13 protein-coding genes are annotated in these 15,300 nt (G+C 72.9%); 5 read left to right on the top strand and 8 right to left on the bottom strand.

Going from position 1 to position 15,300, the window contains the following annotated elements; all coding sequences use genetic code 11:
* Positions 1 to 103: 103 nt before the first annotated feature.
* The 4 genes from DTB53_RS17325 to DTB53_RS37890 all read right to left on the bottom strand — a co-directional run bounded on the left by DTB53_RS17325 (position 104) and on the right by DTB53_RS37890 (position 5,007).
* Positions 104 to 1,459 (bottom strand): M14 family metallopeptidase, encoded by a 1,356-nt coding sequence (locus DTB53_RS17325; RefSeq protein WP_003966921.1) that lies wholly within the window; start codon positions 1,457 to 1,459, stop codon positions 104 to 106.
* 269 nt (positions 1,460 to 1,728) lie between these two features.
* Positions 1,729 to 3,015, bottom strand: a complete 1,287-nt coding sequence (locus DTB53_RS17320; protein ID WP_012379450.1) for an RNA polymerase sigma factor — start codon at positions 3,013 to 3,015, stop codon at positions 1,729 to 1,731.
* A gap of 5 nt (positions 3,016 to 3,020) precedes the next feature.
* On the bottom strand, positions 3,021 to 3,371 hold the full coding sequence (locus DTB53_RS17315) for a YciI family protein (protein ID WP_003966923.1): 351 nt from the start codon (positions 3,369 to 3,371) through the stop codon (positions 3,021 to 3,023).
* Positions 3,372 to 3,546: 175 nt separating this feature from the next.
* The gene (locus DTB53_RS37890) at positions 3,547 to 5,007 is read right to left on the bottom strand and encodes an FAD-dependent oxidoreductase (RefSeq protein WP_012379451.1); all 1,461 of its coding nucleotides are present in this window, start codon (positions 5,005 to 5,007) and stop codon (positions 3,547 to 3,549) included.
* A gap of 411 nt (positions 5,008 to 5,418) precedes the next feature.
* Here DTB53_RS37890 and DTB53_RS17305 point away from each other — a divergent pair, with 411 nt between their 5' ends.
* From DTB53_RS17305 to DTB53_RS17285, 5 genes are all read left to right on the top strand, one after another.
* Positions 5,419 to 6,063, top strand: a complete 645-nt coding sequence (locus DTB53_RS17305; protein WP_012379452.1) for an RNA polymerase sigma factor — start codon at positions 5,419 to 5,421, stop codon at positions 6,061 to 6,063.
* On the top strand, positions 6,051 to 7,049 hold the full coding sequence (locus DTB53_RS17300) for a CU044_5270 family protein (protein ID WP_012379453.1): 999 nt from the start codon (positions 6,051 to 6,053) through the stop codon (positions 7,047 to 7,049). The genes DTB53_RS17305 and DTB53_RS17300 overlap by 13 nt, the downstream gene beginning before the upstream one ends.
* 161 nt (positions 7,050 to 7,210) lie before the next feature.
* Positions 7,211 to 8,206 carry a type I pantothenate kinase gene (gene coaA / locus DTB53_RS17295; protein WP_003966927.1) on the top strand — a complete coding sequence of 332 codons (996 nt, stop codon included), beginning with the start codon at positions 7,211 to 7,213 and terminating at the stop codon, positions 8,204 to 8,206.
* Between the two features lie 46 nt (positions 8,207 to 8,252).
* A complete protein-coding gene (locus DTB53_RS17290; RefSeq protein ID WP_012379454.1) occupies positions 8,253 to 9,218 on the top strand; it encodes a DUF389 domain-containing protein in 966 nt (321 codons plus the stop codon).
* 174 nt (positions 9,219 to 9,392) lie between these two features.
* Positions 9,393 to 10,496, top strand: a complete 1,104-nt coding sequence (locus DTB53_RS17285; RefSeq protein WP_012379455.1) for a PP2C family protein-serine/threonine phosphatase — start codon at positions 9,393 to 9,395, stop codon at positions 10,494 to 10,496.
* A gap of 71 nt (positions 10,497 to 10,567) precedes the next feature.
* On the opposite strand, the gene glmM is transcribed toward DTB53_RS17285, so the two are convergent.
* The 4 genes from glmM to DTB53_RS17265 form a co-directional block, all read right to left on the bottom strand.
* On the bottom strand, positions 10,568 to 11,926 hold the full coding sequence (gene glmM, locus DTB53_RS17280) for a phosphoglucosamine mutase (protein ID WP_003966930.1): 1,359 nt from the start codon (positions 11,924 to 11,926) through the stop codon (positions 10,568 to 10,570).
* Between the two features lie 370 nt (positions 11,927 to 12,296).
* Positions 12,297 to 12,824, bottom strand: a complete 528-nt coding sequence (gene rpsI, locus DTB53_RS17275) for a 30S ribosomal protein S9 (protein ID WP_003966931.1) — start codon at positions 12,822 to 12,824, stop codon at positions 12,297 to 12,299.
* A gap of 44 nt (positions 12,825 to 12,868) precedes the next feature.
* On the bottom strand, positions 12,869 to 13,312 hold the full coding sequence (gene rplM / locus DTB53_RS17270) for a 50S ribosomal protein L13 (RefSeq protein WP_003966932.1): 444 nt from the start codon (positions 13,310 to 13,312) through the stop codon (positions 12,869 to 12,871).
* Positions 13,313 to 13,660: 348 nt separating this feature from the next.
* Positions 13,661 to 15,280 carry an ABC-F family ATP-binding cassette domain-containing protein gene (locus DTB53_RS17265; RefSeq protein ID WP_012379456.1) on the bottom strand — a complete coding sequence of 540 codons (1,620 nt, stop codon included), beginning with the start codon at positions 15,278 to 15,280 and terminating at the stop codon, positions 13,661 to 13,663.
* Between the last annotated feature and the right edge of the window lie 20 nt (positions 15,281 to 15,300).

Genomic DNA, 15,300 nt, shown 5'->3' with positions numbered 1-15,300 from the left:
GGCCCGTCCCCGACCGCGCACCCCGTCCCCGGCCGGGCGGCCCGGTCCCGGCCACGCAGGGCCGGGACCGGGCCGCGCCGAGCGGCGGAGTCGCGCCGCTCCGTCAGGAGCAGTACTGCGCCTCCTTGCCGATCGACCGGTACATGCAGTCCGCGTTCTCGATCAGCTGGAGCACCGCGTCGCGGTTGCGGGAGGTCTCGCGCTCGATGACCTCGTCGGGCGGGTAGAAGCCGCCCCCGGACGCCGAGCGCGGGTACATCTCGAAGGTGTAGCCGAAGATCTTCTGCGAGCCCCACAGCCAGTCGTCGATCGACCCGTCGGTGATGTACAGGTCGCTGGACTGCTCGGCGGTGTAGCCGTTGCTGGCCGCCATCTTCTGCCCCACCGCCGCGAACGCGTTGCGGTCGTCGGCGGTCATGCCGGGGGCGGTGTCGTTGTACGTGTAGCCGAAGGGCCACAGCACCAGTTCGCTGTACGTGTGGAAGTCGATGGCCGCCGTGATCTGCTGCTTCCCGCCGACCACCCGGCTGCGCACGAAGTCCGCCACGACCTTCGTCTCGGGCGCGGACTCGGCGGCCGCACCCCGGTAGGTCTCGGACGAGGGGCTGGAGGAGGAGCCGCCGCAGCAGCCCCACTTGTAGGCCCAGTTGCGGTTGAGGTCGGTGCCGACCGCGCTGGAGCCGGCGTTGGGCTGCCGGTTCTTGCGCCAGCTGCGGTACGAGCCGGAGGCGATGTCGTACTCGCCGCCGTCCGGGTTCATGTCCGGCACGATCCACAGTTCGCGGCCGTTGACCGCCTGCGTGATCCGGGAGTCGGACCCGTAGCCCTGGCCCAGTTCGCGGAGCAGGTAGAGCGCCATCTCGACGGTCAGGTGCTCGCGGGCGTGCTGGTGCGCGGTGAACAGGACCTCGGGCTCGGCCTCGTCGGTGGCGACGTTGTCGCTGACCTTGACCGCGATGACGTCACGGCCCTGGTAGGTCTTGCCGATGACGCGCTTGCTCATGATCGAGGGGTTCGCGGCGATGCGGGCGTCGATCGCCGCGTTCATCTCGGCGTAGTTGTGGTAGCGGGAGTCGGCGGGCGGGAAGTCGAGGGCGCTCACGCCGTCCGCCGCGCGCGGCGCGGCGTCCGGGGCGGGCAGGGCCTCCAGGACGTGGCCGCGCGCCCGGAGCTTCCGGGCCTGGGCGGCGTCCGCGGTGATCACGACGCCGTGGTCGTGGACCTCGTCGATCGAGACGCCCGCTCGGGCGATGTCGGTGCGGGCGGCAGGGGTGGTGCGCCCGGTGATCTCGTACTGGAGCGTCCGCTCGTCCGCGGCGACGGCCGCGTTCGGGGCCGCGTTCCCGGCGGTCGCCACGGCGGTGGCGGGGGCCGCGAGGGCGAGGGCGAGCAGAACGGTCAGGGCGGCGTTGCGTCGGCCCTTCGTCGGCCGGGGTCTCCGTGCGGTGACGAGTCGCATGCTGGCATCTCCTGGGTCCGTCGGGGTGGGGGTGGAGCTGTGCGACGGGCACAGAATGAACTCATGTCATGAGCGGGTCAAGATAGGCGTTCCGGCCACCGGTGGGCGCGGCGCTCGCCGGACAGCGGCCCGGCTGCCGTGAACCGCTCCTGCCGCCACGGGAACGCGAAGGGCCGCCGCCGCCCCCCGGGCTCCCCGGCCTTCCCCTGCCGGGGGCTGTCCCGCGATTCCTGGCGGCGGATCGCCCGCCGGGAGGCGCGGGACAGCCCTCACTCCCCCAGCTTCCGGCGCAACGCGGCCCGCTCCGGCTCGGAGCGGGCCAGCTCCAGCGCCTCCCGGTACGCGTCGGCGGCCTCCCCGTCCCGCCCCAGCCGGCCGAGCAGGTCCCCCCGCGCCACGGCGTACGGCGGGTACTCCCGCAGCCGGGGCTCCCCCGCCAACGCGTCGAGCAGCGCCAGTCCGGCGCCCGGCCCGTCCCGCATCGCCACCGCCACGGCACGGTTCAACGCCACCACGGGGGACGGGGTGAGCGTGAGGAGCACGTCGTACAGGGCCACGATCTGCGGCCAGTCCGTGGCCGCCACGTCTGCCGCCTCGTCGTGCAGGGCGGCGATGGCGGCCTGCACCCCGTACGGGCCGGCCGGCCCGCCGGTCAGCGCCCTGACCACCAGGGCGCGGCCCTCCTCGATCATCGCCCGGTCCCAGCACCCCCGGTCCTGGTCCTCCAGGAGCACCGGCTCGCCCTCCGGCCCGGTCCGCGCGTCACGCCGGGCGTGGACGAGGAGCAGCAGCGCGAGGAGTCCGGCGCTCTCCCGCTCGGCGGGCAGCAGCCGGTGCAGTATCCGGGCCAGCCTGATCGCCTCCTCGGCCAGGTCGAGCCGCTGGAGGCGGGGCCCCGAACTGGCCGCGTACCCCTCGGTGAAGACCGAGTAGACGACCTGGAGGACACCGGGCAGCCGCTCGGGCAGTTCGTCGGGGCCGGGCACCCGGAACGGGATCCGGGCCTCGCGGATCTTCTTCTTGGCCCGCACGACGCGCTGGGCCAGGGTCGCGGTCGGTACGAGGAACGCCCGCGCCACCTCCGGCGTGGTGAGCCCGGCGAGGCACCGCAGGGTCAGGGCGGTGCGGTCCTCGGCGGCGAGGGCGGGGTGGGCGCAGGTGAAGAACAACTGGAGCCGTTCATCGGGGAGATCGCCGATCGTGGCCGCACCGGCCGCGGGGGTGACGGCTTCGACCCGCTGCGCCTCGGCCCGTTCCGCGTCGGCCCGGAGGACGGCGAGCCGGGCCGCGTACGCCCGGTCGCGCCGGAGCCGGTCCACGGCCCTGCGCCGCGCGGTCGTCAGCAGCCAGGCCCCGGGGCGGGCGGGGACGCCCTCGGCGGGCCAGTGCCGCAGCGCGGCCTCGATCGCCTCGGACGTCACCTCCTCGGCCAGGTCGAGGTCCCCGAACCGGCGGACGAGGGAGGCGAGCAGCAGCCCGCGCTCCTCCCGGAACACCGCCGCGACGGCTTCGGCGGCCACCGAGCCCTCCCCCGGGGGCACGCCCTCGCCCGGCACGGCTCTCAGGCCCCGAAGTCCGCGACCGGCCGGACGACGACCGAGCCGCCGTCGCGGGAGCCGGGACAGCGTGCGGCCCAGTCGAGGGCGGCGTCGAGGTCGGGCACGTCGATCACGAGGAACCCGCCCAGCAGCTCGCGCGTCTCGGCGAACGGCCCGTCCGTCACGGTCCGCTCCCCCGTCGGCGAGACCCGCACGGTGGTCGCGGTCACCAGATCGGCCAGCGACTCCCCGGACACGTGGATTCCCGCGTCGCGCACGGCCTTGTCGTAGGCCATCCAGTCCTCGACGGTGCACTCGGGCGCGCCGCCCCGCTCGTCGACGGCCCCGCTGTGGATCAGCAGCATGTACTTCATGGTCGGTTCCCTCTCTCGCCTGTGTGGTGCCAGCCCTCGGGGCTGCTTACACCATGACGACGATCGGGACCTGGCTCGATCGACACACCGGCCGCGTCTTTTTCACGACGGTACGCGGCGGCGGCCCGCCGGGCAGGTGGCGGCTCTCACCGCGCCCGCCCGGCGGGTGACCGGTCTACCGGCTGCCCGCCGGGCAGGTGCAGACCGCTTCGTGGCGCGGGAGGGACGGGAGGGAGGCGAGCTGGGCGAGGGCCCGGGGAGTGGCCAGGGTGGTGGGGCCGTCGAGCATGTGCAGGCTGCGGGCGAACCGCAGGAAGAGGGCCGGGTGGTGGGGCAGGCGTGCGGTGACGGCCGCGAGGTAGCGGGTGGCGAGGCGCGTGCCCAGCGGTGCGGTGGCGGGCTGCCAGGCGCGGTCGGCGGAGGTGTTGAGGAGCCACGGGCCGCGGGCGAGGGCGGCGGCCCGTCGCTGGAACACCGGCCCCAGCCGGTCCAGCGTGCCGGACGCGCCCTTGGTGCGGGCCGTGTGCGCGTGGCGGGTGAGGAGGGCGTCGAGGAGGGTGGCCTGCCGGGCGGCGACGGTCATGCCCTGTGCGTAGACGGGGTTGAGCGCGCAGATGCTGTCGCCGAGGGCGATGAGGCGTCCGGGCCAGTGCGGCAGACGGTCGTAACGGTGCCAGCGGTTGACGGTGGAACGGGTCTGTCTGACGGGGCCCTGGGGTGTGCCGTGGTCGATGATGTGGGCGAAGTCGGGGTTGTCGAGGGTCGCGGCGTACGCGCGAAAGCCGTCCTCGTCGGCGGGCGGGGCCTGGCCGCCCGCGCCGATCAGGCCGAGCTGCCACAGGTCGGGGCCGACCCGGGCCGCGACGCCACCGCGCGGTGAGTGCGGGGCGAGGGTCGGCTGGTAGGAGGCGAACCAGTCCTGGCCCGGGTCCGGCCGGAAGGTGTAGAAGCGCGAGGCGTAGGTGACCTTGCCGTCGACCACGAGGGTGTCGGGAAGGGGATGGCCCGCCTCCTCCAGCCAGCGGGGCAGTCGGGTCGCGCGGCCGGTGGCGTCCACGACCAGGTCCGCCCGGACCACCTCGTCCCGCGCCTCGCCGTCGCGCGGACGGACCGTCACCCCCACGCCGTCCTGCTGCTGGTCCAGGAGGAGCGCTTCGGCGCGCACGCCGTAGCGGAAGGTGACCGACGGCAGGGCGGTGACCCGCTCGCGCAGCACCTGTTCGAGTGCGGGGCGCGCCACCAGTTGGACGTCGAAGCCGACGGGGATGCGGGGCGCCCAGCCGGTGGGGAACAGCATGCGGGTGGCCGCGGCGAAGTCCTCGACCGGGCAGCCGCGGGCGGCCAGTTCCTCACGGAGCCCGGGAAAGAGCTCCTCCAGGTGTTCGGCGCCGCGGGCCAGCAGGGCGTGGGGGTGGTGAGCCTGCGGGACGCCGGAGCGGGTCGCGGGCTCACCGGGTGCGGGGGGCGGGTCCCGCTCGATGACGGTGACCTGGCGGAAGTGCCCGGTCAGAACGCGGGCGGCCAGGAGCCCCGCGTAGCCGCCGCCCAGGACCACGGCCCTGTCCCAGACCGGCGGCGGTGCGGAGCCGGGTTCGCTGTCACCGGGACGCGGCCGGGACGCCGCCGGCCTGGTCACGGGGTTCTCGCGGTCAGGATCACGTACCCGGCCCGGGGAAGGGCACCGCCCACGTCCACCGGGTCCGATGTGAGGTCAGCCATGCCCAGACCTTCGCAGAGCGCAGTCAAAGCGCGGTCAAGTCGGCAGGCGGCGACGCGGCGGACCGCGCGGGGGCCACCCTCTACCGTCACGGGTGTCCATCGCATCACCTGCGGGGAGAGACGGGCTTCGTCACGCAGTTCGACGACAGGGCCCGGGAGCGGCCTCCCGCCCGTACGCGGAAGGGACGGGCGGGAGGGAAGGCCGACGGACGGGCGGTGGGCCCCTCGCGGGGCCCCACCGCCCGTCCGCCTCCCGCCGTGAACCTTTCCGCCCGCCGCGGACAACAGGGGTGACAGCCACACCGACCGACGCACCCTTGGAGGCGCAGTGACCGGACCACCTCCGGCCCGCCCCGGCACCGAGCACGCGGGCGGGGGCGAGGGCGAGGGCCGGGCGGGAGACGACGCCGACGTCATCGCGCGCTCCCTCGACGAGCCCGAACTCTTCGCCGGACTGTACGACCGGCACGCCCCGGACATCCACCGCTACGCCGCCCGCCGCCTCGGGGAGGGCGCGGCGGACGACATCACGGCGGAGACGTTCCTCATCGCGTTCCGTACCCGCGACCGCTACGACACCGCACGCCGGCTGGCCCGGCCCTGGCTGTACGGCATCGCCGCCAACCTGATCGGCAAGCACCGCCGTACCGAGGTCCGCGCGCTGAAGGCGCTCGCCCGGACGGGCCACGACCCGGTGGCCGCCTCCTGGAGCGAACGCTCGGACGACCGGCTGGCCGTCCGGGCCCCGCTGGCGGGGGCACTGGCCTCGCTCTCCCCCGGCGACCGGCACGTCCTGCTGCTCGTCGCCTGGGCGGACCTCGGCTACCAGGAGGTCGCCGACGCGCTGCGGATACCGCTGGGCACGGTCAGATCCCGTCTGAACCGGGCCCGCCGCAAGGTCCGCGAGTCCCTGACCACCGACCCCGCGTTCACCTCGGCCGAACAGGAGCTGACCCCGTCATGGACGAAATGACCCGGCTGCGTGAGCTGCGCGCCGACGCCCCCGTCCCCGACCGCACCGCCCTCGCCCCCGGCCGGAAGCGCCTGACCGACGCCATCACGGGCAGGAACCGCCGCACCCGCGTGCTGCGGGCCGACTGGCGGGTCGCCTCGCTCGGCGCGGTGGTGGCGATCACCGCGGCGGCGTTGGTCATCACCCAGCTCGTCGACGCCCCCGCCCCCCGGGCCACGGCCCCGGCGACCGTGACGGGCGATCTCGACCTGTCCAGCCCGGCCGCCGCCCTGGGCCGGGCCGCCGACTATCTGGACCGGCAGGAGGCGCCCCCCGAGCCGCGCGCCGACCAGTGGATCTACCTCCGGGCCGTCAGCGGAGAGCCGGCCCAGCCGACCAGGAAGGACGGGAAGGGCTCCGGGACGTCGGTCGTCGTGGACCACGGGGATCCCGAATCCTGGATCCCGTACGACGACAAGGCCGCCGAGAACGACCCGGGCGACACGGACCACCGCACCGCCCGCGAGTCCTACGAGATCGCGGCGGACCTCCCGGAGGACCCCGAGGCGCTCCTCGCGGAACTCCGCAGGATCTTCCCCACCGGCAGCGGCCCCGACGGCCCCCCCGAGGCCAAGGACGAGCACAGCTTCCGCGCCCTGTCCGTCCTGCTGGAGTCGTACCCGATCCCGCCCGACGCCCAGGCCCGCGTCTACCGGGCGATGGCGACCGTCGGGGGCGTCGAGGTGACCGACCACCTGATCCGGGACGCCTCCGGCCGCCAGGTCATCGCGGTCACCCGCGCGTACGACCGGGGCGACAGCCGGCGCGAGCTCCTCATCGACCCGGTGGACTACAGCTACGCGGGCGAGCGCGACGTGGTCACCCGGACACACGAGGTGCCCGGACCCGCCGGGCTCGCACCCATGGTCTACCGGCGCGGTGACGTCCTGATCGACATCGCCAGGACCAGGGCCGCCGTGGTCGACACCGAGGGGCAGAAGCCCTGACCGCACGAGCGGCACAGAGTGCGGGCGCGGGCCCGGTGTCCGGCACAGGGGAGCGGACACCGGGCCCGCGCCCGTCGGCCGCCCCGGGCGCCCGCCCCGCACCGCCACCCACGTGACCGAGCCCACCCCCCACTCCGTTAAAACTCCCGCAACAATGAAGGGTGATCACATCGACCGCACGGAGCCCCCAGCGCCGCACCGAGCACGCGCCGACCCCGTACGTCGACCTCTCGCGCGACGAGTGGAGTGCGCTGCGGGACAAGACCCCGCTGCCGCTGACCGCCGACGAGGTGGAGCGGCTGCGGGGGCTCGGGGACGTCATCGACCTGGACGAGGTACGGGACGTCTACCTGCCGCTCTCCCGGCTGCTCAACCTGTACGTCCAGGCCACCTCCGGGCTGCGCGGCGCGCTGAACACCTTCCTCGGCGACGCCGGCAACGGACACGGGGCGCAGCGCGGCACCCCCTTCGTCATAGGGGTCGCGGGCAGTGTCGCCGTCGGCAAGTCCACCAGCGCCCGCATCCTCCAGGCGCTGCTGGCCCGCTGGCCCGAGCACCCGCGCGTCGAACTGGTGACCACGGACGGGTTCCTGCTGCCGATGAAGGAGCTCAAGGCACGCGGGCTGACCTCCCGCAAGGGGTTCCCGGAGTCGTACGACCGGCGGGCCCTGACCCGCTTCGTCGCCGACATCAAGGCGGGCAAGGACGAGGTGACCGCGCCCGTCTACTCACACCTGATCTACGACATCGTCCCCGGCGAGCGGCTCACCGTGCGCCGCCCCGACATCCTCATCGTCGAGGGGCTCAACGTCCTCCAGCCCGCGCTGCCGGGCAGCGACGGCCGCACCAGGGTCGGGCTCGCCGACTACTTCGACTTCAGCGTGTACGTGGACGCCCGGGCCGAGGACATCGAGACCTGGTACCTGAACCGCTTCCGCAAGCTGCGCGCCACCGCGTTCCAGGACCCGTCCTCGTACTTCCGCAAGTACACCCAGGTCTCCGAGGAGGAGGCGCTGGACTACGCCCGCACCATGTGGCGGACCATCAACAAGCCGAATCTGCTGGAGAACGTCGCCCCGACGCGCGGCCGTGCCACCCTGGTGCTCCGCAAGGGCCCGGACCACAAGGTCCAGAAGCTGTCCCTGCGCAAGCTCTGACCACCGAGCGGTCCGACCACCGCGACCCGGAAGGGCGGCTGCCCGCGTGCTGCACCTGCGTCTGATCGTGCCCACCGACACCACCGACGAGGTGGTCGCGCTGCTGGAGACCACCGTCGGCACCGCCCACCTCGTGGTCCTGCCGGGCGCAGCCCGCTCCCCCGCCGGTGACGTGGTGATGTGCGACGTGGCGCGCGAGGCGGGCGACGAGCTGATCCGGGATCTGCGGGGCCTCGGTCTGGAGAAGTCCGGGTCGATCACCATGGAGAACATGGAGCTGACCCTCTCCGATCATGCCGACCGGGCGGAGGAGGAGGCCCCGGGCGACAGCGCCGACGCGGTGCTGTGGGAGGAGCTGACGGAGGCGACGCACGAGGAGTCGACGTTCTCCATCACCTACGTCTCCTTCCTCGCCATCGCCACGATGCTCGCCGCCTGCGGGGTGATGCTCGACAACGCGGTGCTGATCGTGGGGGCGATGGCGGTCGGCCCGGAGTTCGGGCCACTGGCCGGGATCTCCACGGCCGTGGTGCAACGCGCCCCGCGCCTGGTGGCGCGGTCGCTGTGGGCGCTGATCGGCGGGTTCGCCCTGGCGATGCTGATCACCGCGGGCTTTGCCTGGCTGATGGACGCCTTCGGCCTCTTCACCAGCGGAATGATCGACGAATCCCGGCCCAACACCGGGTTCATCTGGCACCCGGACTGGATGTCGTTCGTGGTGGCGTTCCTCGCGGGCGTCGCCGGAACGCTCTCGCTCACCTCCGCGAAGTCCGGGGCCCTGATCGGGGTGGCGATCTCGGTGACGACCGTCCCGGCCGCCGCCAACGCGGCCGTCGCGTTCAGCTACTCCGACTACCAGCAGACCGTCGGCTCCGGGCAGCAACTGCTCGCCAACCTCGGCGGGATCATCCTCGCCGGCACGCTGACGCTGCTGCTCCAGAAGGCCCTGTGGAGGTTCCGGCGCGCGCGCAAGCCTCCGGCGGACACACCGGGCGCCGCCGTACGGTCCTGACCCACCGGGCGCCATCGCCGAAGGCCGTGGCCGATCGGACGCCACCGCCGGACGGGCCCGACCCGTGGGCCCGGGGAACGCGGTCCGCCCCCGTCGGCCGCCTTTCCCCCGGGAGGGGCGGGCCCGCTTCCCGCTGCCGGTGCGGACCGTGCGGGGGCGGTGTAGAGAGGAGGCATGTCCGAGCGCCGCGCAGGCCCCCGCCCCCGGTGGGCGCTGGTCGCCGTCCCGATCGCGTGGATCGTCGCGGTGTCCGTGATCGACATCCTCGCCCCGCCCGACATCCATCTCGGTCCGCTGCTCGTCGCGGCCCCGGCGATCACGCCGTCGTTCGGCGGACCGAGGACGGTGGGCCTGGTCGCGGCGCTGGCGGTCGTCGCGCAGACGCTCATCGGGGTCATCCGCGACCCCGACGACCTCCTCTCGGCCAACCACGAGGCGCAGATCATCGCCCTGATCCTGGTCGGCGCGAGCCTGGTGGTCTTCTGCGTCCTGCGGGAGCGCCGGGCGAAGGAGCTGACACAGGTGCGGTACGTGTCGGAGGTCGCCCAGCGCGTGGTCCTGCCGCCGCTGCCCGGGCGGCTCGGCCCGCTGCGCGCCTCCGCCCTCTACCTCGCCGCCGAGGCCGAGGCCCGGATCGGCGGGGACCTGTACGCCGCGGCCCGGACCACCTCCGGCACCCGGCTGATCATCGGCGATGTGCAGGGCAAGGGAATGACCGCGGTGAACGACGCCGCCCTGCTGCTCGGGGCGTTCCGCGTCGCCGCCCACCGCCGGTCCGACCTGGACGAGCTGGTGACCTACCTCGACCGGAGCGTGTGCTGGGACCTGACGGAACCGGGCGAGACGAGCCGCTACGGAGAAACGTTCATCACGGCCACCGTCCTGGACATCCCCGACCGGGGCGGCCCGGTCCGGATGATCTCCTGCGGGCACCCGCCCCCGGTCGTCCTGCGCGACGGCCGCCCGGCAACCGTGGACGTCCGCCGCCCCGCGCCCCCACTGGGCCTGGGCGAGCTGGCGCACCCCCGCTACCACGTCGACAGCTTCCCGTTCGAGCCGGGCGACCTCCTGCTGCTGTACACGGACGGCGTCACCGAGGCCCGCGACGCCACCGGCGCCTTCTACCCGCTCACCGACCGCGTCACCGGCTGGCGCGGGAGCGACCCCGACGCCTTCCTCGACCGCTTCCGCCGCGACCTGCTGCGCCACGTCGGCGGACACCTGAACGACGACGCCGCCCTGGTCGTCGTCACCCGCCCCGCCCTCCCCCCGGAGTGACGGCGCGAAGAAGCCCCCGGCGGCCACGGGGACTCCCGTGGCCGCCGGGGGCTTCCGGCGAACGGCCGGGCTCAGCCCAGCGCGGACTTCACCACATCGGCCAGCCGGCCCGCGACGGCCCGCGCCTGCTCGATGTCGGCGGCCTCGACCATGACCCGCACCAGCGGCTCCGTGCCCGACTGGCGCAGCAGCACGCGCCCGTTCTCGCCCAGCTCGCGCTCCGCCTCGACGACCGCGGTGGCCAGCTCGGACGAGGTGTTGACCCGGGTCTTGTCGACGTCGGGGACGTTGATCAGGACCTGCGGCAGGCGCTGCATGACGCCGGCCAGTTCGGCGAGGCTCCGGCCCGTGGCGGCGACGCGCGCCGCGAGCATCAGGCCGGTCAGCGTGCCGTCACCGGTCGTGGCGTGGTCCAGGACGATGACGTGCCCGGACTGCTCGCCGCCGAGCGCGAAGCCCTCGGCCTTCATCGACTCCAGGACGTACCGGTCGCCGACCGCCGTCTGGACGAGCCGGATGCCCTCGCGCTCCATGGCCAGCTTGAAGCCGAGGTTCGACATCACCGTGCCGACGACGGTGTCCTTGCGCAGCTGACCGGCGTCCCGCATCGCCAGGGCCAGCACGGCGAGGATCTGGTCGCCGTCGACCTCCTCGCCCGCCGCGTCCACGGCGAGGCAGCGGTCGGCGTCGCCGTCGTGCGCGATGCCGAGGTCGGCCCCGTGCTCGACGACGGCGGCGCGCAGCAGTTCCAGGTGGGTGGAGCCGCAGCCGTCGTTGATGTTGAGGCCGTCCGGGTCCGCCCCGATGGTGACGACCTCGGCCCCGGCCCGCGCGAACGCCTCGGGCGAGACCCGGGCGGCGGCGCCGTGCGCCTCGTCCAGGACGACCTTGAGACCGTCGAGGCGGTTGGGCAGGACGCCGATGAGGTGGGCGACGTACCGGTCGAAGCCCTCCGTGTAGTCGGTGACGCGGCCGACGCCGGCCCCGGTCGGGCGGCTCCACGGCTCACCGGTGCGGTGCTGCTCGTAGACCGTCTCGATCCGGTCCTCCAGCTCGTCGGCGAGCTTGTGGCCGCCGCGCGCGAAGAACTTGACGCCGTTGTCGGGCATCGCGTTGTGGCTGGCGGAGAGCATCACGCCGATGTCCGCGCCGAGCGAGCCGGTCAGATACGCCACGGCGGGCGTCGGAAGGACACCGACGCGCAGCACGTCCACACCGGCGCTGGCCAGGCCCGCCACGACGGCGGCCTCCAGGAACTCTCCGGAGGCTCGCGGATCGCGTCCGACCACGGCGGTCGGCCGATGGCCCGCGAAGGTGCCCGCCTCGGCGAGTACGTGCGCCGCCGCGACCGAGAGGCCGAGCGCGAGCTCGGCCGTCAGATCGGCGTTGGCGACACCGCGTACTCCGTCCGTACCGAAGAGTCGTCCCACTGGTGTCCTCCGAAGTGCTCCGAAACCACAAAAACCACTGCACAGCAAACGAAACGAACTGAGCAACCAAACAACGAAAGCAAGGAAAAGACGCACAAGGGCACGTCGGTCGGCATGGCGCGACCGACCCTGCCGGGTTGACGACCCGCCCGGTACGGGCTGCCGGGTTACCGGCCCGCCCGGTACGACCTGCCCGGCACGAGCCGGCGGACACGACCTGCCGCATGCGCGACGGCGCCCAACGGTCCGCGATCCCGGCCGGTCCGATGAACGTCTTATGCCGTTATACGCCCGCGAGCGCCGATAAACGAACGCCCCAGCAGCACAGAGCGTGCCGCCGGGGCGAACGTGACAGTCGAGCAGGCGATATTTAGCGCTTGCTGTACTGCGGGGCCTTGCGGGCCTTCTTGAGACCGGCCTTCTTGCGCTCGACCGCACGGTCGTCGCGGGAGAGGAAGCCGGCCTTCTTCAGCGTGGCGCGGTTGTTGTCCACGTCCGCCTCGTTCAGCGAGCGGGCCACACCGAGGCGCAGGGCGCCGGCCTGGCCGGAGACACCGCCACCCGAGATGCGGGCGATGACGTCGTAGCGACCGTCGAGCTCGAGAACCTTGAAGGGCTCGTTGACTTCCTGCTGGTGCACCTTGTTGGGGAAGTAGTCCTCAAGGGTGCGACCGTTGATCTTCCACTTGCCGGTGCCCGGGACGATCCGGACGCGGGCGATGGCGTTCTTGCGACGGCCAAGGCCGGCCGCGGGCTGCGGGTCGCCGAAGCGGCCCGCGAGCGACTCGGAGGTGTACTCACCCTCGACGGGGACCTCGGACTCGAAGGTGGTCACCTCGGCGAAGGTCTCCTCGCCCTCGGTGCCCTCGACGGGGGTCTCAACAGTGGTCTCGGCCACGATTCTCCTCAGATCTTTCTGTACGTCTTAGGGGGTGGCCGGAACTACTGCGCGACCTGGGTGATCTCGAACGGGACCGGCTGCTGAGCAGCGTGCGGGTGCTGGTCGCCCGCGTAGACCTTGAGCTTCGAGAGCATCTGACGGCCCAGGGTGTTCTTGGGGATCATGCCCTTGATGGCCTTCTCGACGGCCTTCTCGGGGTTCTTCGCAAGAAGCTCGTCGTAGCGCACCGAACGGAGACCGCCCGGGAAGCCGGAGTGGCGGTACGCCATCTTCTGGGTCTTCTTGTTGCCGGACAGGTGAACCTTGTCGGCGTTGATGATGATGACGAAGTCGCCCATGTCCATGTGGGGGGCGTAGATCGCCTTGTGCTTGCCTCGGAGGAGGTTCGCAGCCGTGGTGGCCAGACGGCCCAGGACGATGTCCTGAGCGTCAATGATGTGCCACTGGCGCGTGACATCGCCGGGCTTGGGGCTGTACGTACGCACTTCGCAGCCTTCGCTTCTTCAGTGGATGGGATCCAGACACACGGCACCCTTGAAGCGATCATGCAGCTGGGGCTCACAATGCCGGGGACGCTGCCCGTATGCGAGCCACTGGTAACTGCTCCAGGGAACCTACGTAAGGCCCTTCGCGTGAGAACGACGAAGCCAATACGTATAACAAACGGAGAGCCTACCGGGGACCCCCCGCACGGGTCAAAACGCCCCCACACCTTCCAGCCCCGCCGGCGTTCGAGGCGCGGGGGCCCGGGGGCAGTGCCCCCGCGACGGCGCCGCACGGCACCCCGCACCGCACCGCCCCTGCCACACACCCCCGCCGCCGACCGCAGGAGGTCACCGCACCCGGTCAACCCTCCGCTCGTCCCACACCGGCTCCGTCGTCTCCCGCACGACCCCGTCCGACCCGAAGACCAGATAGCGGTCGAAGGACTTCGCGAACCACCGGTCGTGCGTGACGGCCATCACCGTGCCGTCGTACACCTCCAGACCGTCCTGCAACGCCTCCGCCGACTCCAGGTCCAGGTTGTCCGTCGGCTCGTCCAGGAGCAGCGCCGTGGTCCCCGCCAGCTCCAGCAGCAGGATCTGGAACCGTGCCTGCTGCCCGCCGGACAGCTTCTCGAACGGCTGGTCCCCCTGCCGCTCCAGTTCGTACCGCCGCAGCACCGACATCGCCCCGCCCCGGTCCTTGGCGTGCTCGGACCACAGGATGTCCACCAGCGTCCTGCCGAGCAGCTCCGGATGCGCGTGCGTCTGCGCGAAGTGCCCGGGCACGACCCGCGCCCCGAGCTTCCACTCCCCCGTGTGCGCCACCGGCTCCCCCGCCAGCAGCCGCAGGAAGTGCGACTTGCCCGACCCGTTGGAGCCGAGGACCGCGACGCGCTCCCCGTAGAAGATCTCCAGGTCGAACGGCTTCATCAGCCCGGTCAGCTCCAGGCCCTTGCAGGTGACCGCCCGCACCCCGGTCCGGCCGCCGCGCAGCCGCATCCTGATGTCCTGCTCGCGCGGCGGCTCCGGCGGCGGGCCGGCCTCCTCGAACTTCTTGAAGCGGGTCTGCATCGCGTGGTAGCGGTTCGCCATGTCGGGGCTGTTCGCCGCCTGCTGCCGCATCCGCAGGACGAGCGCCTTCAGCCGGGCGTGCTCCTCCTGCCAGCGCCGCAGCAGCTCCTCGAAGCGGGCGAAGCGCTCCTTGCGCGCGTCGTGGTACGTGGCGAAGCCGCCGCCGTGCACCCATACGTCGCTGCCCGCCGGACTCGGCTCGACACTGACGATCTTCTCGGCGGCACGGGACAGCAGCTCCCGGTCGTGGGAGACGAAGAGGACCGTCTTGCGCGTCTCCTTCAGCTTTCCCTCCAGCCACCGCTTCCCCGGCACGTCCAGATAGTTGTCCGGCTCGTCCAGCAGCAGGACCTCGTCGGGCCCCCGCAGCAGCGCCTCCAGCACCAGCCGCTTCTGCTCACCGCCGCTGAGCGTGCGGACCTCGCGCCACTGCGCCTTGTCGTACGGGACGCCCAGCGCGGCCATGGTGCACATGTCCCAGACCGTCTCGGCCTCGTACCCGCGCGCCTCCGCCCAGTCGCTCAGCGCCTGCGCGTACGCCATCTGCGCGGCCTCGTCGTCGACCGTGAGGATGCGTTCCTCGGCGGCGTCGACGGCCTTCGCGGCCTCCCGGATCCGCGGCTGCGCCACGGACACCAGCAGGTCCCGCACCGTGCGCTCGTCCCGCACCGAGCCCACGAACTGCGGCATCACGCCGAGCCCGCCGCTCACCGACACCGTGCCGCCGTGCGGCTGGAGCTCACCGGCGAGCAGCCGCAGCAGAGTCGTCTTGCCCGCCCCGTTCGCCCCGACGAGCGCGACGACCGCCCCGTCCGCCACCCGGAACGAGGCGTCGCCGAGCAGCACCCGCCCGTCCGGTAGGTAGTACTCCAGGTGGCCCGCTTCGAGATGTCCCATACCGAGCATTGTCACGGTCC

It is taken from the genome of Streptomyces griseus, from assembly GCF_900460065.1.
Classification (GTDB): Bacteria; Actinomycetota; Actinomycetes; order Streptomycetales; family Streptomycetaceae; genus Streptomyces; species Streptomyces griseus.
Note: the sequence above shows the minus strand (reverse complement) of the source record. Positions and strands in the feature narration are given on the sequence as shown.